25 protein-coding genes and 1 pseudogene are annotated in these 25,426 nt (G+C 71.8%); 13 read left to right on the plus strand and 13 right to left on the minus strand.

Annotation, left to right across the window (positions count from 1 at the left end; translation table 11 throughout):
* Window positions 1-46: 46 nt before the first annotated feature.
* Together ACWGDB_RS17400 and ACWGDB_RS17405 are read left to right on the plus strand one after the other, a co-directional pair.
* Entirely contained in the window at window positions 47-955 is a 909-nt protein-coding gene (locus ACWGDB_RS17400; protein ID WP_453823223.1) for a pseudouridine-5'-phosphate glycosidase, read from the plus strand.
* The gene (locus ACWGDB_RS17405; RefSeq protein WP_453823224.1) at window positions 952-1,893 is read left to right on the plus strand and encodes a carbohydrate kinase family protein; all 942 of its coding nucleotides are present in this window, start codon (window positions 952-954) and stop codon (window positions 1,891-1,893) included. Before ACWGDB_RS17400 ends, ACWGDB_RS17405 begins: the two co-directional genes overlap by 4 nt.
* Before the next feature lie 191 nt (window positions 1,894-2,084).
* Here ACWGDB_RS17405 and ACWGDB_RS17410 read toward each other — a convergent pair.
* Window positions 2,085-2,873, minus strand: a pseudogene (locus tag ACWGDB_RS17410) (methyltransferase); the annotation flags it as partial.
* A 283-nt stretch (window positions 2,874-3,156) separates the two neighbouring features.
* On the opposite strand from ACWGDB_RS17410, the gene corA reads away from it, so the two are divergent.
* Complete coding sequence (corA, locus tag ACWGDB_RS17415) at window positions 3,157-4,284, plus strand: magnesium/cobalt transporter CorA (RefSeq protein WP_383596987.1); 1,128 nt, start codon at window positions 3,157-3,159, stop codon at window positions 4,282-4,284.
* Between the two features lie 90 nt (window positions 4,285-4,374).
* Here the strand turns inward: corA and ACWGDB_RS17420 are convergent, their stop codons facing one another.
* From ACWGDB_RS17420 to ACWGDB_RS17430, 3 genes are all read right to left on the minus strand, one after another.
* Window positions 4,375-4,812, minus strand: coding sequence for a CBS domain-containing protein (locus tag ACWGDB_RS17420; protein ID WP_369270339.1), 438 nt, complete (start codon window positions 4,810-4,812; stop codon window positions 4,375-4,377).
* A 193-nt stretch (window positions 4,813-5,005) separates the two neighbouring features.
* A complete protein-coding gene (locus ACWGDB_RS17425) occupies window positions 5,006-5,419 on the minus strand; it encodes a PPOX class F420-dependent oxidoreductase (RefSeq protein WP_453823225.1) in 414 nt (137 codons plus the stop codon).
* An 80-nt stretch (window positions 5,420-5,499) separates the two neighbouring features.
* On the minus strand, window positions 5,500-6,141 hold the full coding sequence (locus ACWGDB_RS17430) for a uridine kinase (protein ID WP_453823226.1): 642 nt from the start codon (window positions 6,139-6,141) through the stop codon (window positions 5,500-5,502).
* 189 nt (window positions 6,142-6,330) lie between these two features.
* Between ACWGDB_RS17430 and ACWGDB_RS17435 the strand changes: the two genes are divergently transcribed.
* From ACWGDB_RS17435 to ACWGDB_RS17445, 3 genes are all read left to right on the plus strand, one after another.
* Entirely contained in the window at window positions 6,331-7,026 is a 696-nt protein-coding gene (locus ACWGDB_RS17435; protein ID WP_453823227.1) for a DUF2293 domain-containing protein, read from the plus strand.
* Window positions 7,027-7,268: 242 nt separating this feature from the next.
* Window positions 7,269-7,748, plus strand: a complete 480-nt coding sequence (locus tag ACWGDB_RS17440) for an anthrone oxygenase family protein (protein WP_453823228.1) — start codon at window positions 7,269-7,271, stop codon at window positions 7,746-7,748.
* A gap of 180 nt (window positions 7,749-7,928) precedes the next feature.
* A complete protein-coding gene (locus tag ACWGDB_RS17445) occupies window positions 7,929-9,416 on the plus strand; it encodes a glutamate synthase subunit beta (protein WP_453823229.1) in 1,488 nt (495 codons plus the stop codon).
* A gap of 78 nt (window positions 9,417-9,494) precedes the next feature.
* On the opposite strand, the gene ACWGDB_RS17450 is transcribed toward ACWGDB_RS17445, so the two are convergent.
* A complete protein-coding gene (locus ACWGDB_RS17450) occupies window positions 9,495-10,046 on the minus strand; it encodes a carboxymuconolactone decarboxylase family protein (RefSeq protein WP_453823230.1) in 552 nt (183 codons plus the stop codon).
* A 47-nt stretch (window positions 10,047-10,093) separates the two neighbouring features.
* Between ACWGDB_RS17450 and pdxR the strand changes: the two genes are divergently transcribed.
* On the plus strand, window positions 10,094-11,557 hold the full coding sequence (gene pdxR / locus ACWGDB_RS17455) for a MocR-like pyridoxine biosynthesis transcription factor PdxR (protein WP_453823231.1): 1,464 nt from the start codon (window positions 10,094-10,096) through the stop codon (window positions 11,555-11,557).
* Window positions 11,558-11,719: 162 nt separating this feature from the next.
* Here the strand turns inward: pdxR and ACWGDB_RS17460 are convergent, their stop codons facing one another.
* The 3 genes from ACWGDB_RS17460 to ACWGDB_RS17470 all read right to left on the minus strand — a co-directional run bounded on the left by ACWGDB_RS17460 (window position 11,720) and on the right by ACWGDB_RS17470 (window position 13,734).
* The gene (locus tag ACWGDB_RS17460) at window positions 11,720-12,538 is read right to left on the minus strand and encodes an SAM-dependent methyltransferase (RefSeq protein WP_453823232.1); all 819 of its coding nucleotides are present in this window, start codon (window positions 12,536-12,538) and stop codon (window positions 11,720-11,722) included.
* Window positions 12,539-12,618: 80 nt separating this feature from the next.
* Complete coding sequence (locus tag ACWGDB_RS17465; RefSeq protein ID WP_019757219.1) at window positions 12,619-12,873, minus strand: DUF397 domain-containing protein; 255 nt, start codon at window positions 12,871-12,873, stop codon at window positions 12,619-12,621.
* Window positions 12,874-13,734 carry a helix-turn-helix domain-containing protein gene (locus ACWGDB_RS17470; RefSeq protein ID WP_453823233.1) on the minus strand — a complete coding sequence of 287 codons (861 nt, stop codon included), beginning with the start codon at window positions 13,732-13,734 and terminating at the stop codon, window positions 12,874-12,876. It lies immediately after the preceding gene.
* 220 nt (window positions 13,735-13,954) lie between these two features.
* Here ACWGDB_RS17470 and ACWGDB_RS17475 point away from each other — a divergent pair, with 220 nt between their 5' ends.
* The 3 genes from ACWGDB_RS17475 (at window position 13,955) to ACWGDB_RS17485 (ending at window position 17,267) form a co-directional block, all read left to right on the plus strand.
* Window positions 13,955-14,593 carry an ATP-binding protein gene (locus ACWGDB_RS17475; RefSeq protein ID WP_453823234.1) on the plus strand — a complete coding sequence of 213 codons (639 nt, stop codon included), beginning with the start codon at window positions 13,955-13,957 and terminating at the stop codon, window positions 14,591-14,593.
* Complete coding sequence (locus tag ACWGDB_RS17480; RefSeq protein WP_453823235.1) at window positions 14,584-15,018, plus strand: hypothetical protein; 435 nt, start codon at window positions 14,584-14,586, stop codon at window positions 15,016-15,018. The genes ACWGDB_RS17475 and ACWGDB_RS17480 overlap by 10 nt, the downstream gene beginning before the upstream one ends.
* Window positions 15,019-15,323: 305 nt before the next feature.
* Entirely contained in the window at window positions 15,324-17,267 is a 1,944-nt protein-coding gene (locus tag ACWGDB_RS17485; RefSeq protein ID WP_453823236.1) for an ABC transporter ATP-binding protein, read from the plus strand.
* Window positions 17,268-17,290: 23 nt separating this feature from the next.
* Here the strand turns inward: ACWGDB_RS17485 and ACWGDB_RS17490 are convergent, their stop codons facing one another.
* The 4 genes from ACWGDB_RS17490 to ACWGDB_RS17505 form a co-directional block, all read right to left on the minus strand.
* A complete protein-coding gene (locus ACWGDB_RS17490) occupies window positions 17,291-17,473 on the minus strand; it encodes a hypothetical protein (protein WP_363034577.1) in 183 nt (60 codons plus the stop codon).
* A 154-nt stretch (window positions 17,474-17,627) separates the two neighbouring features.
* Window positions 17,628-18,317, minus strand: a complete 690-nt coding sequence (locus ACWGDB_RS17495) for a DUF899 domain-containing protein (RefSeq protein WP_453823237.1) — start codon at window positions 18,315-18,317, stop codon at window positions 17,628-17,630.
* A gap of 80 nt (window positions 18,318-18,397) precedes the next feature.
* On the minus strand, window positions 18,398-19,582 hold the full coding sequence (locus ACWGDB_RS17500) for a cytochrome P450 family protein (protein ID WP_453823238.1): 1,185 nt from the start codon (window positions 19,580-19,582) through the stop codon (window positions 18,398-18,400).
* A gap of 40 nt (window positions 19,583-19,622) precedes the next feature.
* Entirely contained in the window at window positions 19,623-20,975 is a 1,353-nt protein-coding gene (locus tag ACWGDB_RS17505; RefSeq protein WP_453823239.1) for an amidohydrolase, read from the minus strand.
* A 137-nt stretch (window positions 20,976-21,112) separates the two neighbouring features.
* On the opposite strand from ACWGDB_RS17505, the gene ACWGDB_RS17510 reads away from it, so the two are divergent.
* Together ACWGDB_RS17510 and ACWGDB_RS17515 are read left to right on the plus strand one after the other, a co-directional pair.
* Window positions 21,113-22,099 carry an endonuclease/exonuclease/phosphatase family protein gene (locus ACWGDB_RS17510; protein ID WP_453823240.1) on the plus strand — a complete coding sequence of 329 codons (987 nt, stop codon included), beginning with the start codon at window positions 21,113-21,115 and terminating at the stop codon, window positions 22,097-22,099.
* Window positions 22,100-22,106: 7 nt separating this feature from the next.
* Entirely contained in the window at window positions 22,107-22,631 is a 525-nt protein-coding gene (locus tag ACWGDB_RS17515) for a class I SAM-dependent methyltransferase (RefSeq protein ID WP_453823241.1), read from the plus strand.
* Window positions 22,632-22,637: 6 nt separating this feature from the next.
* Here the strand turns inward: ACWGDB_RS17515 and ACWGDB_RS17520 are convergent, their stop codons facing one another.
* On the minus strand, window positions 22,638-24,590 hold the full coding sequence (locus ACWGDB_RS17520) for an FUSC family protein (RefSeq protein WP_453823242.1): 1,953 nt from the start codon (window positions 24,588-24,590) through the stop codon (window positions 22,638-22,640).
* Between the two features lie 239 nt (window positions 24,591-24,829).
* On the opposite strand from ACWGDB_RS17520, the gene ACWGDB_RS17525 reads away from it, so the two are divergent.
* Window positions 24,830-25,393: a dihydrofolate reductase family protein gene (locus ACWGDB_RS17525; RefSeq protein WP_453823243.1), complete on the plus strand. Its 564-nt coding sequence runs from the start codon at window positions 24,830-24,832 to the stop codon at window positions 25,391-25,393.
* Window positions 25,394-25,426 lie beyond the last annotated feature (33 nt).

The raw sequence follows: 25,426 nt of genomic DNA on the forward strand, positions 1-25,426 counted from the left end.
CCGCCCGCCAGAGATGAGGGAAGACCGACGGACAGGAGGCAGGCGCGTGGTGCTGGTGGTGTCGGAAGAGGTACGGAACGCGGTCGACGCGCGTCGACCTGTGGTGGCCCTGGAGTCCACGATCATCGCGCACGGGCTGCCACGCCCCCGCAATCTGCAGGTGGCGCTGGAGCTGGAGGACGTCGTACGGCAGGAGGGTGCCGTTCCCGCGACGATCGCCGTGCTCGACGGGCGACCGCACGTCGGCCTGGACAAGGAGCAGCTGGAGCGGATCGCGAACGAGGACGGTATCCGCAAACTGGGGCACCGGGATCTGCCGCTCGCGGTGGCCTCCGGGGCGAGCGGGGCGACCACGGTGTCGGCGACGGCTCTGCTGGCTGCTCTGGCGGGCGTACGCGTGTTTGCGACGGGCGGGCTCGGCGGTGTGCACCGGGAGTGGACGGTGACGCAGGACGAGTCGGCCGACCTGGGGCTGCTGGCGCGGGCGCGGATCACGGTGGTGTGCGCCGGCGTGAAGTCGATCCTGGATGTTCCGGCGACCCTGCAGCGGCTGGAGACGCTCGGCGTCGCCGTCGCCGGCTACCGGACGGAACGCTTCCCCGGCTTCTACCTGTCCGACTCGGGGCATCCGGTGGACTGGACACTTGGGTCGCCGCGGGAGGTGGCCGAGGTGATGCGCGCTCAGGACGCGCTCGACGGGCCGGAGTCGGCGCTGATCGTCGCCAATCCGGTGCCGGAGGAGGAGCAGCTGGATCCCGAGCTGCACGCGCGTGTGCTCGCCGACGCGCTGCATGCGTGCGAGGAGCAGGGCATCACGGGTCAGGCGGTCACGCCCTTCCTGCTGGACTACTTGGTACGGCACACGGACGGTGCCTCTCTGGGCGCCAATCTCGCGGCGGTGCGCGGCAACGTACGGCTGGCGGGGCGCATCGCGGCGGCCTGGGCCGGGGCGTGAGCGAGCCGGAGAGGGGGCCCGCCCCGGCCGAGCGGCGCGACGGCGCACTGCTCGTCGTCGGCGACGTGGTCACGGACGTCATAGCCCGGCACCGGGGACCGCTGGCCTCGGGTACGGACACCACGGCGGCCGTCCGCACGGTGCCGGGCGGCGCCGGGGCCAATGTGGCCTGCTGGGCGGCGTATTGGGGCGCCACGGACGTGCGGCTGCTGGGGCGCGTAGGAGCGGACGCTGCCGCGTGGCACGAGCGCGCGCTGACCGCGAGCGGAGTACAGCCCTGTCTCGTCGTGGATTCGCAGGCGCCGACCGGGACGGTGATCTGCCTGGTCGACACGGGCGCGGCTGCCGAGCGGACGTTCCTCACCGACAGCGGGGCGTCCCTGCGGCTCGACCCCGGCGACTGGTCGGATGCCCTGCTCGACGGTGTCGCGTGGCTGCATCTCTCGGGCTACCTGTTGTTCTCCGAGTCGAGCCGCGCCCTGGTGGCGGCGGCGTTGGTGTCCGCACGCGCGCGTGGAGTGCCGGTGAGCCTGGACCCGGCGTCGGCGGGCTTCCTCGTGAAGCTGGGCGTCGGCCGTTTCCTGACTCTGGTGGAGGGCCTGGACGTCCTGCTGCCGAGCCGTGACGAGGCGTGTCTGCTCACAGGGCTGCCCGATGCGGTGGACGCGGCGGCCAAGTTGAGTCGCCATGTCCCGCTGGTGGTCGCCAAGCAGGGCGGGGACGGCGCCATGGTGGCCAGGTCGGGCTCCGTGAGCGCCCACGTCCCGGCCATGCCGACGGCGCCGAGGGACACCACGGGAGCCGGCGACGCCTTCACCGGTGCCTTTCTCGCGGCCCTGCTCGCGGGCGCCCGGCCCGAGGACGCCGCGCGGGAGGGGTGCCGGGCAGGTGCGCTGGCGGTGGAGCGGGTGGGCGGACGGCCGCCCGCGCCGGAGTGACGGCAGCCGACGTCGGCTGAAGCGATGCCGGTTTCCCGACACCTGAAGCGATGTCAGCCCTCCGACACCTGAAGCGATGTCAGCTTCCGGTGACTGAAGGGACCTCAGCTCTCCGGTGGCGGAGGCGATGCCGGCTCTCCGATGTCCGAGGCGATGTCCGAGACGATGTCAGCTCCGTTCTCCTCCGGCGCCCTGCGCCCCCACGCCGAGATCATCGGGGCGGTGGCCAGGTCCATGCCCCCGGCGGCGACGTTGGCGAGGTGGCGGTCGATGTCCTGGTCGGTGGCGATGCCCTCGGCGACGAGCTGGTCGCGGATCTGGCGGACGGTGGCGGACTCCAGGGCGGCGCAGGCGGGCGAGGTGATCGGGAAGTACGCGTCGGCCTCCACCCTGCGCAGACCCGCCTCGCGGAGCAGACGCGGGAGCCGGCGGCCGTAGGACAGGTCGGCGCCGCGGTCGGCGAGCAGCTTGCGGAAGCCGTTCCGGAGGCGGTTCGCGAGCTGCTGGTCGGGGCCGGACTCGTCGGGGCAGAGCAGGGGCTGCAGAGCGGGGTCGGCGTCCTCGATCAGGAGTCGGCCGCCGGGGCGCAGGGCCTCGATCATCGACCGCAACGCCCGTTCGCGGTCCGGCACATGCACGAGCACGAGCCGGGCGTGCACGAGGTCGAACCCCTCCCCCGGCGGCTCGTCCGCGCCCACGTCGTGTGCGCGGACCTCGACCGGAGGGCGGGCGGCCGGGGTGAGCAGTGAGGTGTCGATGTCGGTTGCGACGACCCGTCCGGTGGGGCCGACCTTCTTGGCCAGCCAGGACACCACCGAGGTGCCGCCGGCGCCCACCTCCCAGCAGCGCCAGCCGGGTCCGATGCCGAACCGTTCGAAATGCCGGAACGTCGTGGGGTCGAAGAGTGTGGCGAACGCGTCGAAGCGCTCGGCCGCCTCCGCCTGCCGGTTGTCGAGGAGATACCCGTCGGTTCGCGTCATGATGCGATCATCCCAGTTGCCCGGCTTGTCCGGATGGGGCGACGCTCGGCAGGACGGCCCCGAATTTGGTACGGCCCCGGCCCCGAATTCGGTACGGCCCCTTTGTCCACAGCCGGGAACCAAGCGGAACCACCTGTTCCCACAGGCTTACCCACCTCTCACGCCCACCTGGCAAACTGGCGAGCCAGGGCGCAAAGATGCAGCGCAGCGCGAGCGAGCCGACGGGGCTGGACGACCCGGAGGTGAGCCACGCGTCAAGAGGGGATCCACGCAAGGAGATCCAATGTCCATGGCAGGGAATCTGCGGAAGGTCACGGGCCTCGGCAGGGTCGGCGGCCTCCGCAAGGTGGCACGGCTGGCTCGACGGCGTCCCCGCGTCGACCTCAGCCACCCCGCCCGGTCCCCGCTGGGCTCCTCGGTGGTGAACTGCGTGACGTACCGGGACGGTGTGCGGGTCCCGGAGAGCGGCGATCTGGTCGACGTCGTGCAGAAGGTGCGCAAGCGCGGTGGCGGGTTCGTCTGGCTCGGTCTCCATGAGCCGACGGACCAGGAGTTCGCGGGCATCGCCGAGTTGTTCGCACTTCACCCGCTGGCGGTCGAGGACGCGATCGAAGCACATCAGCGGCCGAAGCTGGAGCGCTACGACGAGACGCTGTTCGCGGTGTTCAAGACGGTCTGTTACGTCGAGCACGAGGAGCTCACGGCGACGAGCGAGGTCGTCAACACCGGCGAGATCATGGTGTTCGTCGGCCAGGACTTCGTAATCACCGTGCGGCACGGGCGGCATGGCTCACTGGGCCCGTTGCGCGAGGAGCTGGAGTCGAGCCCCGAGCAGCTCTCCAAGGGACCGGCAGCGGTGCTGCACGCGCTCGCGGACCACGTCGTCGACGACTATCTGAGCGTCATCGACTCGGTGCAGGAGGACATCGACGAGGTCGAGACGGAGGTGTTCGCAGCGAACGGCGCGCGGGCCGATCCGGGCCGGATCTACCAGCTCAAGCGTGAACTGCTGGAGCTGAAGCGGGCCGTGGTTCCACTGAGCCGCCCGCTCGAGGACCTGGCCTCACTATCCATCAGGGTGGTGGAGCCGGAGATACAGGCCTACTTCCGTGACGTCTCCGACCATCTGCTGCGGGCCAAGGAGCAGATAGCCGCCTTCGACGAACTGCTCAACTCCATCCTGCAGGCCCACCTGGCACAGGTCACCGTCTCGCAGAACGAGGACATGCGGAAGATCACGGCTTGGGCCGCGATCATCGCCGTGCCGACGATGGTGTGCGGGGTGTACGGCATGAACTTCGAGCACATGCCCGAGCTGCGCTGGACGTTCGGCTATCCGCTGGTCCTGGGCGTGATATCCGTCGCGTGTGTGGTGCTGTACCGCGGATTCCGGCGCAACGGTTGGCTCTGACGCGGCCGATCGGCCGGCTCCGGTGCGCCCCCGTCCGCCGGGGTGGGCCGGACGAGGACGGTAGACGGAGTGGGTCGGGCATGCGCCGGGTCAGTGCGTCGTCGGCGTTCCGGTCCTGGCGTAGACGCTCTCGGCCCAGTGGGCGACGTCGCCCTGACGCAGGTTCAGGACCAGATCGGCCTCGCTGATCATGCCGACCAGGCGCTTGTTCTCGATCACGGGGAGCCGACGGATCTGGTGGTCCTGCATCTCCCGGAGCACGTCGCTGATGTCGGCGTTCGACTCGATCCAGCGCGGGGTGCCCTGGGCCATGTCGCCGGCGGTGACCTTGCTCGGGTCGCGGCCCATGGCCACGCACCCGATGACGATGTCTCGGTCGGTGAGGATGCCGCAGAGCCTTTCGTTCTCGTCACTGATGGGAAGGGCACCGACGCCCAGCTCGCGCATCAGCTGGGCGGCGCGGTCCAGGGTCTCGTGAGCGGGGATCCACTGGGCGCCACGGTGCATGATGTCTCCGGCAGTGGTCATGAAGTACCTCCCGGTGCCGGACGGCCGGCGCGGCGCGGGACGCACCGCTAGTCCCGGCGCCCTTCATTCTCGCCGTGACACCTGGCCGACGCACCCGGAGCAGAGCGATACGGCCACCGGCTGCGACCACCGGTCGGGGAGACGGCCCGGGAGACGCCCGGGAGACCGCCGGGGAGGCGGCAGGGGGCGCCGATCAGGCCGAGAAGCGCACGATCTTCCGCGGGACGACACGGATGATCACTCGGACCTCGTCGTCCTTCTCGGCGGGCGGATCGATGCCGAGGTACTTGTGCGAGAGCTCGAACGGCAACCGCTTGGCCTCGTCCGGGACGATCTCGGCGGTGCCGCGGATCTCGACGGAGGAGTAGGGGTTGGCGAGGTCGTAGACCGAGAGGCTGATGCGGGGGTCGCGGCGGAGGTTGCGCACCTTCTGGCGGGCGTCGACGGAGGAGAAGAGCACGGTGTCGCCCTCGCGCTTGATCCAGACCACCGAGTTCTGCGGGGCGCCGTCGGGCCCGAGGGTGGCCACGCCGGCGAAGTTCTTGCCGTCGAGCAGGGAGCGGACGGAGTCGTCGAAGGAGACCGGATCACTCGTGGAGGACGTCATGGCTTCAGCGTAGTTAAATGCACGTGCATGCAAAAGGCGTTTGGGGAAAGTGGGACCGCCGCCTCCTGTCCCCGCTCCTCTCACCCGCTCCACGCCGGATGCCGTGGGTCGTCGGCGCGAACCAGGACATCGGCTGTGCCGGCCGGGTCGGTCTCCTGGTCGTAGCGCTCGAAGGCGGGAAGGGTCCAGTGCTCGGCCTCGGGGGTGCGGCGGCGCAGGGCGCCGGGTGAGAGCAGGACGTGGGTGCTCAGGTCGAAGGGGAACCAGTGACGCAGCAGGAGGGGGCCGTGCAGCAACAGGAAGCCGCCGGGCGGGAGTCGGACGTAGGGGCTGCGGGTGGCCCGGTCGGTGGCCGGGTCCCACAGATCGGGCAGGACGCGGCCGTCACCGCCGGGTTCGAGGGGGCCGAAGACCTCGCGCCACAGGGCGCCGGTGTCGAACCAGCCGTCGTAGTAGGCCTCCACGTCCCGGTGGCCGTACTCCAGGCGGACCGAGGCCGGGCGCAGAAACCCCTGCGTGCCGACGGTGAGCGACGGGCGGCCGCGTATGCGCAGTGCCTCCCCGACCCGCTCGGCGAGGTCTCCCGGATGGGCTGCCGGAGCCCCGTCGAAGGCGATGCGCGGCCAGGAGCTGCCGTCGGCCGGCTTCAGGTCGAGCAGTCGCTCGGCCAGCAGGTCGCCGAGCCGTTCCCAGGAGATCGCTTCGAGTCGCACAGGCCCCATGATGCGACAGGAGGGGGCGGTCACGGGCGTCGCGCTTGGGCGGCAGCGGGTTCCGGCGCGGGGTTGGGAGGCGTATCTGGCGCGTCCGCCTCGCGGGGGCCGGCGGGCCTGATCAGGGACCGTCCGAGGGCCTGCCTGGTAGTTCCCCGGATAGTTCCGCGGACCGGCTCCGAGGGGAATGAACCTCGTATGGCACCTCTCGCAACTCCCCCGCCTCGTACCGGCCTTCTGGTCATCCAGCCCCTCAAGCGGCGGCGCTGTGCGGCGTGTCATGCGGGACCGTTGCAGATGCTCGTGCTGGAGGACGGTGCGCCGCGGTGTCTCAACTGTGCCGACCTCGGGCATCTGGTGTTCCTGCCGCGTGGCGACACGGCGTTGACGCGCCGGGCGCGGGAGGAGAGTGCGCTGTCGGCGGTGGTCGTACGGTTCAACCGGCGCAAGAGCCGTTACGAGCGGCAGGGCGTCCTGGTGGAGGAGACAGGGCTCGGCCGGGCGGAGCAGCGGTGTCTGGCCGACGCGGAGGCCCGGCGGCGGCGCCGGGCGCGGGACGCCCGGCGGCGGGCGCGGGAGGACGTGCGGTTCGCGGAGGCGTTCGCGGCGGAGATCCGACGGCTGTTCCCGGGGTGTCCGGCGGACCGGGCACGGGACATCGCCGCGCATGCGTCGGCGCGGGGCAGTGGACGAGTGGGGCGGAGTGCGGCGGGGCGGGCGTTGTCCGAGGGGGCCGTGGCATGGGCGGTCATGGCGTCCGTACGGCACCTGGACACGGCGTACGACCAGCTGCTGATGAGCGGGGTGCCGCGGCACGAGGCGCGGCGGCGGATCGCTGCGGCGGTGGAGACGACGTTGCGGGCCTGGCGGGTGGAGGTGTCGGAGGTCGGCTGACATGGCTCTGCCTCGTCCGAGCAGCACCCACCGGCTGGTCCGAGCAGGGCCCACTGGCCGGCCCGAGCAGGGCCCACTGGCTGGTCCGAGCGGCGCGCGTGGCGCGTCCGGGTCACGCCCATGGACGCTCACGTATGGGCTCGCGCCGCTCGGCCATGGTCACGGTTCTCGTACAGGATTTCACTTGAGGTGACGGATGGGGCCGGGAGGGATCTCGGCGGGATGCGGGAGTTGACGTTGACATGATCGATGGGCCGTACTTCGTACTGGTTGTGATCGGTGTGGTCGGGACCGGCCTGGTGGCCGGGGTGTTCTGCGCCTTCTCCACGTTCGTGATGCGTGGGCTCGCCGCGCTGCCGCCCGCGCAGGGCGTCGCCGCGATGAAGGCGATCAACGTGACCGCGCTGATGCCGGCATTCATGCTGCTGTTCATCGGGTCGGCGGTGCTGTGCGCGGTGATCGCGGTGGTGACGTTCGTGCTCTGGCCGGACGAGGGCAGGGTGGAGCTGTTGCTGGGCAGCGGGCTGTATCTGTTCGGCACGTTCGGCGTGACGATAGCGGCGAACGTGCCCCGCAACGAAGCGCTGGTCAAGCTGGACGCGGGCACCGCGGAGGCGGCCGCCTACTGGCCGACGTATGTGCGCGAGTGGACGGCGTGGAACCACGTCCGGACGGTCGCCTCGGCCGCCGCGACGGTGTCGTTCGTGCTGGCCGTCAGCTGACCGCCCGCGCCCGCCCAGGAATCCGCGGGGCGACTCGCGGAGCAACCCGCGGAGCAACCGAGGAGCAGGCGCTGTCAGCCACTCTGCGCAGGTGGCCGGTGGGACGTATCGTTGCGGGGAGGGTGCCGCCCCATGACGCAGGGCTCCGGGACGTCGCACGCGCACGCGAGGAAGACGGCCATGGCCGATCCCAAGGGTTTCATGACCACCCCCCGCCAGGACTGGCCGCGCCGGCCCGTGGACGAGCGGGTCCAGGACTGGGACGAGGTCTACGTCCCCGGGGCGCTGCTGCCCATCATCAGCAAGCAGGCGGACCGTTGCATGGACTGCGGCATCCCCTTCTGCCACGACGCCTGTCCGCTGGGCAATCTGATCCCCGACTGGAACGACCTGGTGTCCCGGGAGGACTGGCGGGCGGCCGCCGACCGGCTGCACGCGACGAACAACTTCCCCGAGTTCACGGGGCGGTTGTGTCCGGCGCCGTGCGAGGCGGGGTGCGTGCTGGCGATCAACCAGCCGGCCGTCACCATCAAGAACGTCGAGTGCGCCATCGCCGATCGGGCGTGGGAGGACGGCTTCGCGCCGCCGCGCCCGCCGGACCGGCTGTCCGGGCGGACCGTCGCGGTGATCGGGTCGGGGCCGACGGGGCTCGCCGCGGCGCAGCAGCTGACGCGGGCGGGGCACACGGTCGCGGTGTACGAGAAGGACGACCGGATCGGCGGGTTGATGCGGTACGGCATCCCCAGTTTCAAGATGGAGAAGCACCATCTGGAGCGGCGGATCGAGCAGATGCGGGCCGAGGGGACCAAGTTCCGTACGTCCAACGCCGTCGGGCGGGACATCGGGGCCGCCGAACTGCGGTCGCGCTACGACGCGGTCGTCATCGCCACCGGGGCCACGGCGTGGCGTGAACTTCCCGTACCAGGACGGGAGTTGACCGGCATCCAGCAGGCGATGGAGTATCTGCCGCTGGCCAACCGGGTGTGCGAGGGGGACCTGGAGGCGTCCCCCATGTCCGCCGCCGGGAAGCATGTCGTCATCGTCGGCGGCGGGGACACGGGGGCCGACTGTCTGGGCACCGCCGTGCGGGACGGCGCCGCGTCCGTCACCCAGCTGGACATCTACGCCCAGCCCGGCGCCGAGCGGGACGAGGACGCCGAGCCCTGGCCGACGTACCCGAAGATCTACCGTCTCTCGGCCGCGCACGAGGAGGCGCGAGATCTGGTGACGGCACCCGCGGCGGACGCGGACGCCCGGCTGTTCGCGGCGTCCACGCTCCGCTTCACGGGCGACGCCGACGGGCACGTACGGTCGCTGCACCTGACCGAGGTGGACGTGCAGCGGCGCCCGCTGCCGGAAACCGGGCGGACGCTGCCTGCCGACCTGGTGCTGCTCGCCCTCGGCTTCTCCGGGCCCGACCGGGGGGACGGGCTGATCGAGCAGCTGGGACTGGAGCTGGAGCCTCGCGGCACGATCACCCGCGATGCCGGATTCGCCACGAACGTGGCCGGCGTGTTCGCCGCGGGGGATGCCGCCCGGGGGCAGTCGCTCATCGTGTGGGCGATCGCCGAGGGGCGGGCGGTGGCGGCGGCCGTCGACCGCTATCTGACGGGGAGTTCGCGACTGCCGACGCCGATCTCGCCGTACGACCGGCCCATGACGGTTTGACGGGGCGGCGGTCGCGGCGAGCGGCCGGGGGCCGGCGGGGCGGGCAGCGGCCTCGCCACGTACCCTGCCTCCCCTCCCCTAGCGCCGCTCGTCCGTCCCCGCCACCTTGCCCGTCGCCAGCGCCACCCTGTTCCAGGTGTTGATCGTGAGGATCAGGGCCAGCACATGGGCCAGCTCCTGATCGTCGAAGTGTGCCGCGGCCCGGGCGTAGACCTCGTCGGGGACACCGCCGTCGGCCACCAGGGTCACCGCCTCCGTCAGGGCCAGGGCCGCTTGCTCCTTCTCGGTGTAGAAGTGGCGGGCCTCGCGCCACACGGCGACCAGGTGCAGCCGGTCCTCGTGCTCGCCGGCCTTGCGGGCATCGTTGGTGTGCATGTGGAGGCAGTAGGCGCAGTGGTTGAGGTGCGAGGCGCGGATCTGGATCAGCTCGACCAGTGCGGGGTCCAGGCCCTCGCGGGCGGCGGCGTCGAAGCCGACGATGGCGCGGAAGACCTTCGGGGCGGACTTCGCGAGGTCCAGGCGGGTCCGCGCGGCCTCGGCCGTGGCGATGGCGGAGTCGAAGCCGGAGTCGGAGTCGATGTCGGAGTCGATGCCGGAAGTTCCCTGCGTGGCAGTCGTGTTCGTCGTCATGTGCTTCAAGTTACGGCCCCGAAAGACCCACTGTAGGGTGCATTTCCATGGCGAGATCGTGGGTCAATTATGCGGAGCGGATCGGCGCCGACCTGCACCTGGACCTCTCGGAGTCATCCGGGTCGTCCGAGGCGTCCGGGCCCGGGGGCCGGCGGGCCGCGCTGGCCCGTGCGCTGCGCGAGGCGGTGCGCGACGGGCGGCTCGCGCCCGGTACCCGGCTGCCGCCGTACCGCTCGCTCGCCGCGGACCTCGGGATCGCCCGCAACACCGTGGCCGACGCGTACGCGGAGCTGGTGGCCGAGGGCTGGCTCACCGCCCGGCAGGGCTCGGGGACACGGGTGGCCGAGCGCGCCGAGCCCCTGCGGCGCGCCGAGCGGGCGCCCCGTAAGGCACCGCCACGCGCGCGTGGGCCCCGGCACGACCTGCGGCAGGGCACGCCGGACGCGTCGGCGTTCCCTCGTGCGGCATGGCTGGCCTCCTATCGGCGGGCCCTCCAGCAGGCGCCGAACGAGGTCTTCGGGCCCGGTGATCCCGCCGGACGGATCGAACTGCGGGAGGCCCTCACCGAATACCTGGCCCGCGCGCGGGGCGTGCGCACCGAGCCGGGTCGGATCGTGATCTGCTCCGGGTTCGCGCACGCCCTGCGCCTGCTGTTCTCCCAGGGCGGGGGCGGCGGCGTGCTGCGCGGTCCGCTGGCCGTGGAGGCGTACGGTCTGGGCTTCCACCGAGAGCTGCTCAGCGCCGCGGGCGTACGGACCGTACCGCTCCCCCTCGACGAGGACGGCGCTCGCGTCGACCGGCTGGCGCGTGAGCGGGCCGTGCTGCTCACGCCCGCGCACCAGTTCCCGACCGGCGGCCCGCTGCACGCGGAGCGCCGGGCCGCCGTCGTCGACTGGGCACGCGCGCGTGGGGGCGTCGTGCTGGAGGACGACTACGACGGCGAGTTCCGCTACGACCGCAAGCCCGTCGGTGCCGTCCAGGGCCTCGATCCCGAGCGGGTGATCTTCATCGGCTCGGTGAGCAAGAGCCTGTCGCCGGCGGTGCGGCTGGGGTGGATGGTGCTGCCGCAGCGGTACGTCGACGACGTCCTCGCGGCCAAGGGCGAGCGCGAGGCGTGGGCGAGCGTCCTCGATCAGCTGAGCCTCGCCGATTTCATCGTCTCCGGTGCGTACGACCGTCATGTACGGCGTATGCGGCAGCGGTACCGGAGCCGCCGCGACCGGCTCGTCGCGGCCCTCGCCGCGCAGGCGCCGCACATCGAGGTCACCGGTGTCGCCGCCGGACTCCACGCGGTGCTGCGGCTGCCGCCGGGCAGCGAGCGGTCCGCGGTCAAGGCGGCCGTCTGGCAGGGCATCGCCCTGGACGGCCTCGCCGAGTTCCGGCACCCGGAGGCGGCGGAGCCGGACATGCCGGTCCGTGACGGCATCGTCGTGGGATACGCGACACCCTCGGAACACGCGTACGCAGCGGCGCTGGAGGCGCTGTGCGGGGTGCTGCCGCCGGGCCCGTAGCAAAGGCCGGCCGGGGCGCCCTCCCGTACCGGGTGCGGATCCACTACGGGCTGAACCTCAGCCCGGCCGAGACGGCGCATCCGCCGCTGCCGGTCGTGGTCCTCGGCCGCCTGGCGGACGCCCCGCGCCGCCTGATGTCGTACCTGTGAGCACGCAGGCCGGTTACGGCTTGCGGCCCACCGCCCCGTACCCGGGAATGACCCCGTCGTCCTGACCGGGTACCGGCTCCCCCAGTTCGGGGTGCCACAGGTGCGGCACCTCGACGCCGGGCTCGACGAGTTCGAGGCCGTCGAAGAACCGGGCGAACTCCGCGCGGGAGCGCAGGGCCAGCGTGACGCCGGCCGCCTTGAGTTTCTCGGTCGCCGCCTTCGACTCCTCGGGAGTGAAGTCGGCGGTCGCGTGGGTCACCACCAGGTAGCTGCCGGAGGGGAGTTCGGACAGCAGTCGGCCGACCAGTTCGTGCGCGCCGTCCTCGTCGGAGACGAAGTGCAGCAGCGCGACCAGGGAAAGGGCCACCGGGCGGCTGAAGTCCAGTATCTTCCGGGCGCCTTCGACGATGGCGTCCGGGTCGCGCACATCTGCCTGCAGGTACTCGGTGGCGCCCTCGTCCGTGCCGCGCAGCAGGGCCGCCGCGTGGGCCAGCACGATGGGGTCGTTGTCGCAGTAGACGACGCGTGCGTCGGGGGTGATCCCCTGGGCGATCTGGTGCAGGTTCGGCTCGGTGGGGATGCCGGTGCCGACGTCCAGGAACTGACGTACGCCGTTCTTGGCGAGCCAGCGAGTCGTGCGGTGCATGAACGCACGGTTGACCCGCGCCATCACCGGGACGCGCGGGTCGAGGGCGAGCATCTGCCGCCCCATGGCCTCGTCGACCGGGTAGTTGTCCTTGCCGCCGAGGTACCAGTCGTACATCCGCGCGGGATGCGGCTTGCTGGTGTCGATCTCGACGAAACGATTCCGCCCGGTCATGACGAACTCCATAAGGGTCTGCGGCAGTCGGTGGTCATCAACTCATCAACTCAGTGTCAAAATAAGGGAATTGACTGAAAAACAAAGTCCGCTCACGACAGCAGGAAGTCCGCCTCCCCCGCCTTGGCACCCTCGATGAACGCCGTCATCTCGTCCGTGGTGTAGATCAGCGCCGGCCCGTCCGGGTCGGTCGACTGCCGGACGGCGATACGACCGTCGGCGAGCTTCATCGCCTCCAGGCAGTTTCCTCCGTTGCCGCCGCTCCACGGCTTGTGCCAGCCTTCGCTGCCCAAGTCCCGCGCGGGCATGCCGTTGTAGACGCGTATGCGCGGCTTGATGCGATCCATTCACAGCTCCTTGCGGAGATCCCGGAGGATCTCCTTCGTGCGATGTGCCGTAGCGGCCTGCGCCGCCATGCGGTCCATGACCTCGAGGTGGGTCGCCACCTCGGTGCGCGCGTCGAGGTAGACGGCGCCGGTCAGGTACTCGCTGTAGACCATGTCCGGCAGTTCTGACATGGCAAATCGGAACAACACGAAGGGCCCGTACGTGCCGGGGTGCGGCCCGTTCGCGAACGGGGCCACCTGCAGGGTCACGTTGGGCAGCCTCGTGGCCTGGAGCAGCCGGTCGATCTGGGCACGCATCACCTCCGGACCGCCGACCTGGCGGCGCAGCACGGTCTCGTCCATCACGACCCACAGCCGCGGCGCGTCCTCCCGGGTGAGCAGCTGCTGGCGTTGCATGCGCAGCGCGACATGGCGCTCGATGTCGTCGGGGCTGGTCTGGCCGATGGCGCCCGACTGCAGCACGCCGCGCGCGTAGTCCTCGGTCTGCAACAGGCCGGGCACGAAGTGGGGTTCGTACGACCGGATGAGCGCGGCGGCGCCCTCCAGACTGACGTACATCGAGAACCAGCCGGGCAGGATGTCGTGGAAGCGCTGCCACCAGCCCGGCCTGTTGGCCTCCTCCGCCAGTTGCACGAAGGCGTCGGCTTCGTCGTCGGAGATGCCGTAGGCCTTCAGGAGCAGTTGGAGGTACGGGATCTTCAGCCCGACCTCGGCCATCTCCATGCGGCGGACCGTCGCGGGAGCGACCCGGAGCACCCGGGCCGCCTCCTCGCGCTTGAGCCCGGCGCGTTCGCGCAGGTCGAGCAGGCGGCGGCCGAGGACGACCTGGCCGACCGTAGGTGCGGACCGCGGTTCGCTCACGCTCCACCTCCACGTATGAATCCCGACAGGTCGATTGAATCCTGACAGGCCGACGGCGCCATTCGAAGACCTATTCGAAGATCCCGGTGGATCTTCGGTGATCTCAACTGGCGCCGTTCGACATGCTGTTGCGAGCAGTGTGCCACGGCCTTCCAGAGAGTCACACAGCACTCTGCAACTTTCAGAGTGACACTTGCCAAGTGTTCACGCCGGGGAGATAGTGGCAAGCGTGATTCCGTCCCCGCCCTTAGGAACAGACGCCACCGTGGTCCCCCACGACCTCGGTGCCGCCCCGACAGTGGGACCCCAGCGGGGCACCGGCGCCGAGCGCCGGTTCCGTTTCGAACTGGCCGCGCATCCCGGTTCTCCCGCGCAGGCCAGACGCCTGACGAGGGCACGGCTGAACGGCTGGGCGGTGTGCGAGGACACCTGCGACACGGCGGCTCTCGTCGTGTCGGAACTGGTCACCAACGCGATCGTGCACACCGCCAGCGAGCACATAGTGTGCGAGCTGCACGACGGTGCCGACCTGGTGCGCATAGCCGTGCGCGACGAAGGATGCGCGCCGGGTGAGCCGCATCCGCTGTCGGCGCGACCCGAGGAGGAGCACGGGAGGGGACTGCTCCTCATAGACGCCCTCTGCCAGGCCTGGGGTGCGGGCGAGGACGGGTCCGGGCTGGTGGTCTGGGCCGATCTGCCACGGGTGGCCGGATTCCAGGACGCCTCCCGCGGTGACACCGGGCCGTACAACGATCTCGGGTGGGGGTCCCGGCCCAAGCCGGGTCCGCCCGGGGGTTCGGGCGACGAGGACGAGGCGCAGGCTCGGTACGGCAGGGGAACGGGGTCCGCATGGCTGTGAGGGGCGCGTCCGGCGGCGGTCAGGTGCTGAGCCTGGACACGCTGGTCCGCCTTCGCCGCGACATGCCGACGGCCGGGGAGCCGCGACGGCTGCCGGTCCCCGAGGGGATGACGGCGCCGCTGGGCTTCGACGCGGTGGCGGTTCCCGCCCGCTACGGGCCTCTGATCCTGCCTCGGCTGCCTCGGGTCGGGTGTGTGTACGCGGATGAGGCGCACTGGTGGTGGATCGTGCCGGCCGACTCGGACTACGCGCTGGACTGGCCGGCGTCCGTGCGGTACATGACGGGCGCGGTGGTGCCGGACACGCCTCGCCTGATCCATCGGCCCGACGGGCCCGTGCCGTACACGCCGCCGATTCCGCTGTACCTGGCGTTGTGCAGGGTTACGGGGACCACGCCCACCTGGCAGCGGCAGATCTCTGCGTGAGGCTCCGCCGGTTGGGCGGGGTTTGGGGGCGGTGGGTTGGCCGGCGCCGCCTGTTGCTGTGCCGTACCAAGGGGCTGCCGCCCCCTGGACCCCCGCTTCGGCCCTGCGGGCCTCGTCCTCAAACGCCGGACGGGCTTAGGTCTACGGACCGGCGCCGGGGAGTGACCGGTCGTCCCGGCATCGCAGGCCCGCCCTCGCCGCGTACGCCCGCGCGCACCCCGCACCCCCACTCACGCCCTCCCCCGAACCCGCCCGCCCGGCCATAGTGGCCCTCCGTCGCGAGGGCGGTCGGGGGAGGGTGGACGGTGGGGAAGAAACGCGCTGCTGGTGGGCCCGAGGTGTCCGAGTCGGAGCAGCTGCTCTTCGGGGGGCCGTTGCGGTACGACATGGGGTGGAACCGGCATCGGGACGCCTTTCTGGAGCTGAACTTCCGGGCGATGGTGACGCGGCTGCCGTCCCTGCTGTCGTCGAGCTTCCGGCTCGCCCGGCAGGCCGACCGGCGGGCCGCGCGGACCGTGCTGGTGGCCGAGGTGGGGCGCGGCCTCGCACAGGCGGTCGGGCTGCTTGCCGTGAACAGTGTGCTGGGGCGACTGATCGGGGGCGGTGCCCTGGAGGAGCGGTTACGGGGTGCCGTTCCCGCGCTGGTCACCATGGCCGCCGTGATGGTGGTCTCGACGCTGCTGCGGGCCGCGTCGACGTACGCCACCGGGCGCCTGGAGCCCAAGGTGGAGCGGGTGGCGACCGAGCTGTATCTGGAGCGGGCGGCGGCGGTGGAGCTCGCCGCGATCGAGGACCACGCCTTCCACAAGCTGCTGGACACCGCGCAGTACGGCGCCGGAGCCGCCCGCCGCATGATCTCGTACAGCACGCGGGTCGTGAACGCGGCCATCTCGCTCATCGCGGCGGCGGGCGTGCTCACCGTGCTGCATCCCGCCCTGCTGCCTCTGCTCGCCACGATGACGCTGCCCAGCGCCTGGAGCGCCCTGACCAACGCCCGGCGCCGCTACCAGTCCTTCCACACCTGGGTGCAGCACTCCCGGGCCGGCCATCTGATCAGCGGGCTGCTGACCGAGCCCGCCGCCGCGCCCGAGATCCGGGTGCACGGGGTCGGGCCGTTCCTCCTGCGCCACTACCGGGCGATGTCGGAGACGGCGGAGGCCGAGCAGGCGCGGCTGGCCAGGCTGGCGGCGCGTACCGGGCTCATCGCGGCGGCGTGGACGGGACTCGCGACCGTCGCGACCTACGCCACGCTGGGCGGGCTGCTGCTCGCCGGTGCCATGGCGCTGTCCGTGGCGGGTACGGCCGTCATCGCGATCCGCACGGGCTCGTCGAGCCTCGACAGCCTGGTCCTGGAGGTGAACGCGCTCCACGAGGAGGCGCTCTTCGTGGGCGATCTGCAACGGCTGTACGTCGAGGCGGCCGAACGGGCGATTCCGGCCGGCGGCGCCCCGCTGCCCGAGGACCCGCGGGAGGTCCGGTTCGAGAAGGTCAGCTTCGGCTACCCGGGTGAATCGGCCCGCCCCGCCCTCGACGACGTCACGCTCACGCTCCCCCTCGGCCGGATCATCGCGCTGGTCGGCGAGAACGGCTCCGGCAAGACCACCCTGGTCAAGCTGCTGGCCGGGCTCTACACCCCGGACTCCGGCCGCATCCTCTGGGACGACGTCGACGCGGCCGGCGCCGACCGGCACCAACTCGCCGAGCGGATCGCGATGGTGGCCCAGGACTTCAAGCGCTGGCCGTTCACCGCCCGGGTCAATGTCGCCGTCGGCCGCTCCTCCGCGCCCCTCACCGAGGAGCGCCTGGCCGCCTCGGTCGCCGAGGCCGGGGCCGGTGACGTGGTGGCCGATCTGCCGCGGGGCCTGGACACCCTGCTGGCCCGTCAGTTCAACGGCGGGCACGAGCTGTCCGGCGGTCAGTGGCAGCGGCTCGGAATCGCCCGGGCCGCCTACCGGCGTGGCCGCATCCTGATCGTGGACGAGCCGACCGCGGCCCTGGACGCACGGGCCGAACTGGAGGTCTTCGAGAAGATCCGCGCCCTGGCCTCCACCGGCCAGACGGTCGTCCTCATCACCCACCGGCTGGCGTCGGTACGCCACGCCGATCTGGTGCATGTCCTCGACCAGGGCAAGCTCGTGGAGTCCGGTACGCCCGACGAGCTGCTGGCCACGGGCGGTGTCTTCGCGGAGCTGTACTCGCTTCAGGCGGGGCAGTTCACGACGCGGGTGCCCGCGCCGAAGGCGGGCTGACCCTCGTCCGACGCGCCCTCACGTCACGCGGCGGCGTCGACCATGTCACCGCGGACGATGACGAGGAACGCGTCCGTGGCGAGGTCCATGACGACCTCCGCGGGCAGACCTTCCATCCGCCGCGCGTGTGCGAACTCCTCCGCCGGCCACGATCCTCGCGGCCCTCCCGCGGGAAAGCGTTCGAGCACTGTTCGCCCGTTCACCATCCTGCACCTCCCGAAAGCGTCGTACTTGTAGGAGTTAACGCTTGCCGGAGGTGAATCGCCTCGCCCGGTGACGGGACTGAGACGTAGTTGACACTCGTTCACCGCGATGTGTGAGCTTCTGATCACTCTCGATGATCAATCGCTACTTCACGTGTCAGTCGTCGTACTCGTCGTGATATCGGATACGTTCACTGCCCGCCGGCGCCCCGAGAGCCGACGCACGCCCCTTGGGCTCCTCCCACTCCTCCTGCCGACCCAGCGCGGTGAGGTCCAGGAAGCCGGTGGTCGAGCCCAGTCCGTCGAGACCGCGCCCGTACGTCGAGTAGGTGTGGAAGACACGATCCCGGTCCCGCAGGAAGCAGCTCACGCCGGGCCGTTCCAGCAGCTCGCCCTCGTGCTCCAGGGTCGCCTCGAAGTCACGGTTGAAGTCACTGCCGCAGGACGAGTACCAAGGCACCGTCCACCCCATGCGCGCCTTGAACGGCAGGAGCTTCGTGTACGGCGCCCTGGAGACGGCGACGAGAGTCGTGCCCCGCGCCTTGAGGTGCGCCAGATGCCCGACCTGATCCAGGAACCCGGAGCAGCCGCGGCATCCGGCGTCCCAGTCCGGGGCGAACATGAAGTGGTGGACGACGAGTTGGTGGCGGCCCTCGAAGAGGTCGAGCAGGGTGGCCTTGCCGTCGCCGCCCTCGAAGACGTACTCCTCGTCGACCTCCACCATGGGCAGTCTGCGCCGCTCGGCGTTGAGCGCGTCACGCGCGCGTGTGGCTGCCTTCTCCCTGACCAGCAGTTCCTCGCGCGCCACGCGCCACTGCTCGCGCGAGACGATCTCCGGAAGCGACATGGGACGCCCCTCCTGTGCAACGGTCCGTTCCGGGTGGTGACCGGCGCGAGGGGCGTAACTCATCGCCCGCCCGGAGAATTTCAGGAGATTTTCTCGGAGTACGTCACCGGCAGCGCGAGCAGGCCACGGGCGCGCAGCGAGCGGCGCCACCGGAGGTCGTCGTCCGCGAGGGCGAGTTCGGGGAACCGGTCCAGGAGGGCGGCCACGGCGATCTCGGTCTCGGCGCGGGCCAGCGGGGCGCCGAGGCAGTAGTGGATGCCGTGTCCGAGCGCAAGGTGACCGGAGGCGTCGCGGCCGAGGTCGAGGCGGTCGGCGTCGGGGAAGCGGGCGGGGTCGCGGTTGGCGGCGGAGAGGGAGAGCAGGACGGTGTCCCCGGCGGGGACGGTCACGCCGCCGATGGTCACCTCCTCGGTCGGGAAGCGCCGGATGGCGAGCAGTGCGGGGCCGTCGTAGCGGGCGAACTCCTCCACCGCGGAGGGTATGCGGGACGGGTCCTCACGCAGGGCCGCGAGCTGTTCGGGGTGGTCCAGCAGAGCGAGCACGGCGTTGCCGATGAGCTGCACGGTGTTCTCGTACCCGGCGAACAGGATGAGGAAGGCGAGGGACATCAGCTCGTCCTCGCCCAGCCGGTCGCCGTCGGTGTCGCGGACCGCGATGAGGTCGCAGAGCAGGTCGTCGGCGGGTTCCCTGCGCTTGTCGGCGAGGAGCCGGGTGAAGAACCCGAGCATCGCCACGACTGCCTCCTTCGCGGCGTGCGGTCGCGCCGGGTCGGGGGCGACCAGGGCGTCGGTCCACTCCCGGAAGTCCCGTCGGTGCTCGTCCGGGACGCCGAGGAGGTCGCAGATGACGGTGACGGGGAGCGGGGCGGCGTAGGAGGCGATCAGGTCGGTGGTGCCGTGCGGGCCGAGGGCGTCGAGGAGACGGTCGGCGGTCCGCCGTACGGGCGTGCGGAGCTGTTCGACGCGGCGCGGGGTGAAGGCACGGCCGACCAGGCGGCGGATCCGGGTGTGGTCGGGCGGGTCCATGTTGAGGAGGTTGGCGTCGAGGGCGGGCGGCAGCGCGAGGCCGCGGTAGGTGCCGGGCGCCGCATGCCGTTTGTCCAGGGACAGCCGTGGGTCTGCGAGGGCCTCGCGGACGTCGTCGTACCGGGTGACGAGCCAGGCGGGACTGCCGTCGGGGCCGGCGATGCGGTGCACCGGGGCGGTGTCGCGCAGGCGCCGGTACACGTCGTACGGGTGATCGAGGAGGCCGTCGGCGAGATCCATGGACCTCAGACTATGTACCTCCGGCCGGCGGCGCCTCGGGCTAGGTGTCGTACTCCTGGATGCGCTTGCCGTGACTGCGGTCCAGGAGTGCGGGCATCCGCTCCCCCAACTCCCGTACGACGGCGGGCACATCGATGGTCAGTAGCTCCCGGTCACGCATCAGCACGCGCCCGTCCACGATCGTCGTGCGGACGTCGGAGGAGCGGGCGCTGTGCACCAGTGTGGCGGCGAGGTCGTGGACGGGCTGGGTGTGCGGGCCGGTGAGGTCGACCAGGATGATGTCGGCGCGCCGGCCGGGTGCGATGCTGCCGACCACCTCGCCGAGTCCGACGGCACGGGAGCTCTGAAGCGTGGCGTGATGCAGGGCTTGACGGGCCGTCAGCCAGCGTGGGTCGCCGGTGGCCGACTTCTGGATGAGGGCGGTGAGGGCCATCGACTCCCATACGTCGAGGGAGTTGTTGGAGGCGGCGCCGTCCGTGGCGAGGCCGACGGGAATGCCGAGGTCGTGCAGGGCGCGTACGGGTGTCGTGGTGGGCCAGGCGAACTTGAGGTAGCCGCGGGGGGCGCTGGCGACGGCGATGCGACCGGAGGTGTTCCGCAGGATCGGCAGGTCGCGGTCGAGGATGCCGGTGCCGTGCGCGATGAGGACGTCGACGTCGAGGAGGCCGGTGCGCCGGAGCACCTCGATGGGCGTGACGCCGTGGCGGGCGAGGCTCGCCTCGGCCTGGTCGCGGTTCTCGGAGGCGTGCAGGTGGACGGGCAGGCCGTGCTCGCGGGCGAGTTCGGCGGTTGCGGCCAGGTCGGCGTCGTCGACGGTGTAGGGGGCGTGCGGGGCGAGAGTGGTGGTGATACGGCCGCCCGCGCCGCCGCGATTCCGTAGCGCGAACTCCAGTGACCGCTCCCGCCCTTGAGGGCCCTGGGAGGAGAAGTAGGCCTCGCCGAGGTGGGCACGGATGCCGCACTCCTCGACCACGGCGGCGACGGCGTCCATCGAGAAGTAGTGGTCGGCGAAACAGGTGACCCCGCCGCGGATCATCTCGGCGCAGGCGAGCCGCGCCCCCGACTCCACGTCCTTCTCGGTGAGGTTGGACTCGACGGGCCACACGACGTCGTTGAACCACTCCTCGGTGGGCAGGTCCTCGGCGACCCCGCGCAGGGCGACCATGGGGGCGTGGGTGTGGCAGTTGACCAGGCCGGGGAGGGCGATCTGGCCATCGGCGTCGATCCGCTCGGTCGCGGTCAGCCCCTCGGCCTCCGCGCTGCCGACCACCGCTTCGACGACCCCGTCCCGTACGACGATCGCGGCGTCCTCGGCGAACCCGATCCCCTCATGATCGTCGTGCGTGAGCACCGTGCACCGGGTGATGATGAGACCGGCGGGAGAAGGCGTCATGCAGTCACCGTACGACGCGGTCGTGTCCCCGGACGGGGTGAACCGCGTTTCCCGTCGGCGCACTGTCCCGGCGGCGTGGGCACGTGCACTCTGGCCTCACCACCGCCCGTCGCACGGCTTCCGGAAAGGGGCCCGACATGCTTCTCGGTACCTGGAATCTCGAGAATCTGATGTTGCCGGGCAGCGGTGACGGCGCGCCGGACACCGATGCCGAGTACGCGGCGAAAGTGGAGTCCCTCGCCTCGGTGATCACCGCACTCGACCCGATGCTGCTGGGTGTCCAGGAGGTCAAGCAGGAGCAGGCGCTCGACGACCTGGTCCGGGCGGTGGGCGGGGAGTGGCACACCGCGCTCTCCCGGCACCGGGACGCCCGCGGTATCGGTGTCGGCTTCATCAGCCGTACGCCGATGCGGGTGCTTCGGGACACGCGTGTGTTCGTGCAGAAGCTGCGCCCCGTGCAGAGCGACGACGGCGCACAGCCCGGCGACCACGACCGGGAGGCGAGCCGCGGCTTCCTGGCGGTGGAGGTCGACACTCCGGACGGGCCCGTGCGGGCGGCTGTGGCGCACCTCAAGTCGAAGCTGCTTTCGTACCCGGGCAATGGCAGCAAGTCGCGCTTCCACCCGCACGACGAGGCCGAACGGGCCCGCTTCGGCGCCTATGCCCTGTACCGCCGGGCCGCCGAGGCGGCAACCCTGCGCGGCCTCGCGGACTTTCTGCTCGATGACGACGGGCGCGAGCGGGACGTGGCAGTCCTCGGCGACATGAACGACGTGGTGAACGCCGCGACGACGCAGATCCTGCTCGGCCCGCCGGGGTCCGAGCTCGACAGGGAACGCGCGTTCAAGGACCCCGATCTTGGCGATGCGTTCCGGCTGTGGAACGTGGCCCCGCTGATACCCCTGAAGCGGCGCTTCTCCCGGGTCAACTTCGGCCGCGGGGAGCTGATCGACCACGTCCTGACCAGCCACCGGTTGGTCCACCGCGTCTCGGAGGCGGGCACGGGCCTGCCCGACCAGCAGGGCCGGGCCCTCGAACTGCCGTCGGTCGGCGACGACCCGATGGAGCGGGTCGGGACGCCGGGGTCGGACCACGCGCCGGTGTGGATACGGTTCGGCGGCTGACAGCGCTGTGCCACGGGGGCCGGTCCCGGAGCGCCTGACCTGGGCGGTGGAGAACCTCGACCCCACTCCCGGCGACCGGGTGCTGGAGATCGGCTGCGGCCGGGGAGTCGCGGCCGCCCTGATCTGCGAACGGCTCACCTCGGGCACGGTGACGGCGATCGACCGCTCGGCAACGGCGGTGGAGGCGGCGCGGCGCCGCAACGAGGAGCGCGTGGCTGCGGGCAGGGCGGTCTTCCAGACGGCCTCCCTGGAGGAGTCCGCCTTCCCCGACGCGTCCTTCGACAGGATCCTCGCCGTCAACGTGAACCTCTTCTGGGTGCGCGTTCCCGACAGGGAGTTGGCCGCGCTGAGGGGCTGGCTGGCGCCGGGCGGGGCCCTGTCTCTGTGCTGGGAGCCGCCGGACACGCGCCGGGCCGAGGAGATCGCCGGGAAGGTGGCGGCGGCCGTGGCGGCGCAGGGGTTCGTGACGGAGGTGCGGGTGGGGGTGACCGGGGCGGGCGGCAGGTTGGTGTGCGTGCGGGCACGGGGCTGACGGGCATCACCCGGCGAGAGGTACGTCAGGGGCCTCGGGACCCCGTAGCCCGGGCAGCCCGGCCCGGTCGCGCTCCTGCGCGAGTTGCTCCTGCAACTCGGTGAGCTGGGCCCTGTGCCAGGGCGTGAGCCGGCCCGAGTCGTCGAGGTGCACGGCGCAGGCGGTGGTCGTGTCGACGAGCTGTTCGAGGGTGGCGACGATTTCGTCCGCGCCCTCCGTGTGCCGGGCGAGCGCGGGAAGTTCGGCGGCGGAGAGGGCGATGGCGGTACGGGCCTCGGCGAGCGCACGGTAGGCCTCGCGGCGGAGGGTCCAGCGGACGGCACGGGGGTCGGTGCGGGGCGGGGTGGGTTCGTACGGCATCCGGGGCGCGTCGGCCGCGCGCCTCGCGGAGGTGGCCTCGGACTCCCGCAGCACATGCGCGAGGTAGGCACGTGCCGCCCGGTCGGCCGTCGCGAGTCGGGACCGTACGCCCCCGCCCCGCTGCCCCGGCATCGGCAGGTGCCCCACGACCAGCACGATCGCGCAGGCCAGCAGCGTCTCGCCGATCCTGCTCACGGAGGCCTGCGGCTCGCCGCCCACCATGACCAGGGCGAGCACGAGGACGGTCACGACGGCGGTCTGGGCGGCGAAGTGCCGGGTGGCCACGGGAATCAGGGCGCCGCTGAGAGCCACGAGCGCGATGAGCCCTTCCGGCCGGGGCAGCACGGCCGCGAACCCGGCGAAGAGCAGGGCTCCCAGCACGGTGCCGGCGGCCCGGCACAGCACCCGGGACGCGAGCGGCCCCAGGTCGGGCTTGACGAGGAAGACGGCGGTGGCGGGGAGCCAGTACCAGTGCTCGTGCTGCCCGTACCACCGGGTGTGGTGCAGCGCCTGGGCGATGGCGGCGCTGGCCCCGAAGCAGAGGGCGACGCGCAGGCCGTACTCCCGCCCGCCGGCCCCGAATACGGATCGGGCGAGATCGGCGGCCGTACGACGCCGGCTGTGCAGGTCGCGGTTGCCCCGGTCCCGGTCGAACGCCTCGGCGGCGTGCAGCAGGGCATCGTCCAGGGCGCGCAGGGCGGGCGCGGAGCGGGACGGCGCCGGGAGGGGGCCGGTGTGGGTGTTGCCACGGACGGCGGCGGCGAGGCGTCGGGGGCCTTCGGAGGCCCGCACGGGCACCGCTTCCCCGGCCCAGGCGAGCGCGGTGGCGGCCTCGGCGAGGGGCAGTGCGGCCGCGTACTGCGCGTGCAGCCGCCGCTCGGTGGACGAGGAGGCGTACCGCCGCAGCCGGGGCCCGGTGAGCGCGTCCTGCGCATGGTCGAGGGCGGCGGTGAGCGCGACGCGACGGGCGGTGGCGTCGCGGGTGCCGACGGCGTCGAGGAGGTCCGCGACGGCGTCGTACACATCGGCGACGGCGTCGCGCTCGCCGTCGAACCGGAAGTCTCCGACGAGGGAGCCGGGCGTGGGGAGGGCCAACCGGAGACCCAGCAGCCAGGCGGCACCGCCGAGATAGGCGAGCGCCCGCAGCCACCCGCTCTCCGGCAACGGCATCCCCGCCCCGATGGCGGAGGCGACGAGCAGCTGCGTACCGGCGGCGGAGGCAACGGGCCCGACGGCGCTGATCCCTCCCGCGAAGAGCCCGAGCCCGGTGAGGAGGAGGGTGAGCGGAACGGCCCCGAGGCGATCCCCGGCCGTCGTCCCGACGAGGAGCCCGAGCGCCCCCGCCAGCGCGGGAACCCCGAGCCGATGGACGGAGACACGACGGCTGCCGGGACGGTCGTTGATACCGGCGAGCATGGCGGCGATGGCGGCCACGACACCGAGGGAGGCGCGGCCGGCGAGCACGGCGACGAGGAGGAGCGGCCCGGCGGCCAGGGCTCCCCGGACCACCGCGCTCCAGGGGACGGGGCCACGCTGGGCGCGGAGGGTGTGGGCGAGCCAGGGCGGAAGAGCGAGGACCGGACGTGCGGGGCGGGACACAGGGCTCCTGTCGGGGCGAGGGCGGGGGTGTGCCTTCGGGCGACGGTGGCCGGGCTTGGGCTGGGCTGTGGTGTCCACGGTAGGGCGAGCTCTTGGAGGCTGTGGGACGCCGAGGTTTCGGGGATGTGACGATGCGTGGAAACGCCATGTTCTTTATGAACGCAACTACGGGCGGTGAGTTCTGCTGTACCCGGCGGTCGGCGGTCGTACTGTCGACCCGTCAGCGAGGAGGACTTCTGATGCGCAGCGTGACCTACTCGATGGGCGTCTCGCTCGACGGCTACATCGTGGGGCCGGACGGCGGCTTCAACTGGACGGCCGTCACCGAGGACGTCTTCCGTCTCTCCGTCGACGAGATCCGTGGGGTCGGCGTCCATCTGCTGGGCCGCCGGCTGTACGAGACGATGCTGTACTGGGAGACCGCCGACCAGCACCCGGCGCTCGAGTTCTCCACGCTGGATTTTGCCGCGCTCTGGAAGGCGCTCCCGAAGGTGGTGTTCTCCACCACGCTGTCGGCGGTGCAGGGCAACGCCCGTCTGGCCTCCGGCAGTCTGGCGGAGGAGATCGAGCGGTTGCGGGCCGAGCCCGGGGAGGGCGACATCGCGATCGGCGGGGCGACGCTCGCCGCCGAGGCGGCCGCGGCGGATCTGATCGACGAGTACCGGGCCCGGGTCCACCCGGTACTGGTCGGCGGTGGCATTCCGTTCTTTCCCCAGCACGAACGCCGGGTGGATCTGGAACTCGCCGAGACCCGCACCTTCAACTCGAAGGTCGTCTACCTCCGCTACCGCGTGGCGCGGTAGCCGGGGAGCTCCCTCGCTCTCCCCGGAGAACCG

The sequence above is a fragment of the Streptomyces sp. NPDC055013 genome (assembly GCF_053608645.1).